Source organism: Microvirga zambiensis WSM3693 (assembly GCF_016735695.1).
Taxonomy (GTDB): domain Bacteria; phylum Pseudomonadota; class Alphaproteobacteria; order Rhizobiales; family Beijerinckiaceae; genus Microvirga; species Microvirga zambiensis.
Window position 1 is genome coordinate 1 of the sequence record NZ_JAERQD010000162.1, and the last position, 2475, is coordinate 2475.

A 2475-nucleotide genomic window follows, 5' to 3' on the forward strand; every position below is an offset into this window, starting at 1 on the left:
GCTTCGACCGCTCGCCGGCGCTGTCGGCGGCCGAGCGCGAGGCGCTGATCGCGCTCGGCTGGGACCTGCGCCGCGGCTGCGGCCACGAGGCCGACAGACCCGCGTGGACCGTGGTCGCGCGCCTCGTGGCGCCGCTCGACGCGGCTCGGCTGGCAATGCGCGACCAGCCCAAGGTGCGATTCCATGTCCGCTCGGCACTCGACGCGGTCGGCCTGGTGCTGCATCGCTGCGCCGATCGGGGGACGACGTTCTGGACGTGGTCGGACGACGAGTGGGTCGCGCTGATCGGCAAGGATCGTGATGCATTCCAGGCTCCGTGGCCGGGCTGGCTCGACCCGTCCGTCCGGCCGTGCCTTGGCTCCTATGCCTATTTCCTGTGCGGCTTCGACGCCTTCCACCGCCTCGGTCCCTTCAAGCGCCTCGCGCTCATCCGGCGCGTGTTCGGGCACGCGGCGGTCAACGGGGCGGTGGCCGAGGTCATCGGCACGCTGACGCGGCAGGGCTACCGCTCCCATGCCTGCGACCTGCGCACGCGGACCGTCGTCTGCGAACTTCTGCTGCGCAACCGCAGCTCGAGGCTCGCAGACCTGACCGACGAGGCGCTCGCCCGCCTTCGGGCCGATGCTGGCTTTGCGGCGTGGGCGGGTGGGGCCCTCCACGGCATCCACCGCGCGCTTGCCGCGCTCGGTTACGCCTCGCCGCCCGGGCTGCCGACGCGCGGGTGGCGCATGCCGGTCGAAGGCGCGCCGGCGGCGTGGATGGAGGCCGTCGACCGCTGGTACGGCACCTCGACGCTTACCCCGGCGGTGCGCCGCGAGTACCGCGCGATCCTGGCCAAGGTCGGACGCTGGATGACGCAGGAGCAGCCCGGCGTCGCAGCGCCGGGAGACTGGACGCGGGTCACCTGCGCCGCCTACGTCGCGCGCGTCGACCGCATGGTGATCGGCGACTTCGCGCAGCGACGCTCCAGCATCGAGGCGCGCTCCGGCCAGCCGCTCGCGCCGACAAGCAAGGCAGCTTACATCTCAGTGGTCCGTGGCTTCTTCCGTGAATGCCACGAGCATGGCTGGTGCCCGCCGCGCTTCGATCCCTCCATTGCGCTGGTGACGCCGCGCGCGGTCAAGGCGTTGATCTTTCCCAAGCCGCGCATCATCGCCGACGACGCTTGGGCAAAGCTCGTCTGGGCGGGGCTCAACCTGACAGCCGACGACCTCGCTTCGCGCGGCATCATCGCCTATCCGCTCGCACTCGTCCGCGCCCTCGCGCTCACCTGGTTGTTCATCGGCCAGCGCAGCGACGAGATCGTGCGCCTGCGCGTCGGCTGCATCCGCTGGCAGGCCGACAGCACCGATCCGAGTGCCCCGCCCGTGTGCCTGCTCGACGTGCCTGTGCACAAGACCGGCCCCGCCTTCAGCAAGCCTGTCGACCCGCTCGTCGGCCGCGCGGTCGAGGCATGGGAGGCGGCAAGGCCCGCGCAGGCACCGATCCCCGATCGCAAGACGGGCGAGCCGATCAACACTCTCTTCGCCATCCGCGGCCGTGCGGTCGCCAACAGCTACATCAACAAGTCCATCATCCCGCTGCTCTGCGCCAAAGGCGGGGTGCCAGACAGGGACGTGCGCGGCCGCATCACCAGCCACCGGGCCCGCGCCACCATCGCCAGCCAACTCTACAACGCGAAGGAGCCGATGACCTTGTTCGAGCTCCAGGCCTGGCTCGGCCACACCTCGCCCGAGACAACAAGACACTACGCGGCGATCACGCCCAACACGCTGACCAAAGCTTATGGTGACGCCGGCTATTTCGCGCGCAATGTGCGCACGATCGAGGTTCTGATCGATCGCGAAGCCGTGCTGAGCGGCGCGGCCGCGGCCGGCGCGCCCTGGCAGCACTACGATCTTGGCCACGGCTGGTGCAGCTACAGCTTCTTCGAGCAGTGCCCGCACCGGATGGCCTGTGCCAAGTGCGACTTCTACATCCCCAAGCCGAGCGCAAAAGCCCAGCTTCTCGAAGCGCATGAGGGCATGGACCACCGCCTCGCCGTCATCCCGCTCACCGATGACGAGCGCGCGGCGGTCGAAGGCGACCGCGCGGCGGTGGCGGCGCTCGTCGCCAAGCTCGCCGACACGCCGACACCGGCGGGACCGACCCCGCGCGACATCGCGACGGGATCACGAACGCCCGGATGACGACCGCCTTCTGGCTGGCGGCGTGGCTCACCGGAGCAGGCTCGCCCGCCCGCGCGCTCCCCATTAAGCGCTGTAGCGGGCGGGCGAGCCTGCAGGGTATGTCGTCGCCCGACGCCGGCTCCCGGCTGGCCGCAATCGGCATGATCACGACCGGTCCCTGGCTCGGCTACCCAGGCTTGACGCGCATATTCCACATAAACGCCCATTACTGTGTTTCGGCGTGCAATGTTGACCCCCTGAGACAGGGGATCGGCGTCCAAATTTGACCCCTGCGGCTGTCACGCGA

1 protein-coding gene is annotated in these 2475 nt (G+C 70.0%); it reads left to right on the forward strand.

Annotated features, from left to right (window positions below; all coding sequences use genetic code 11):
- Positions 1-2189 (forward strand): tyrosine-type recombinase/integrase (locus JKL46_RS34555; RefSeq protein ID WP_201842949.1); only part of this gene is annotated, 2189 nt, incomplete at its 5' end.
- Between the last annotated feature and the right edge of the window lie 286 nt (positions 2190-2475).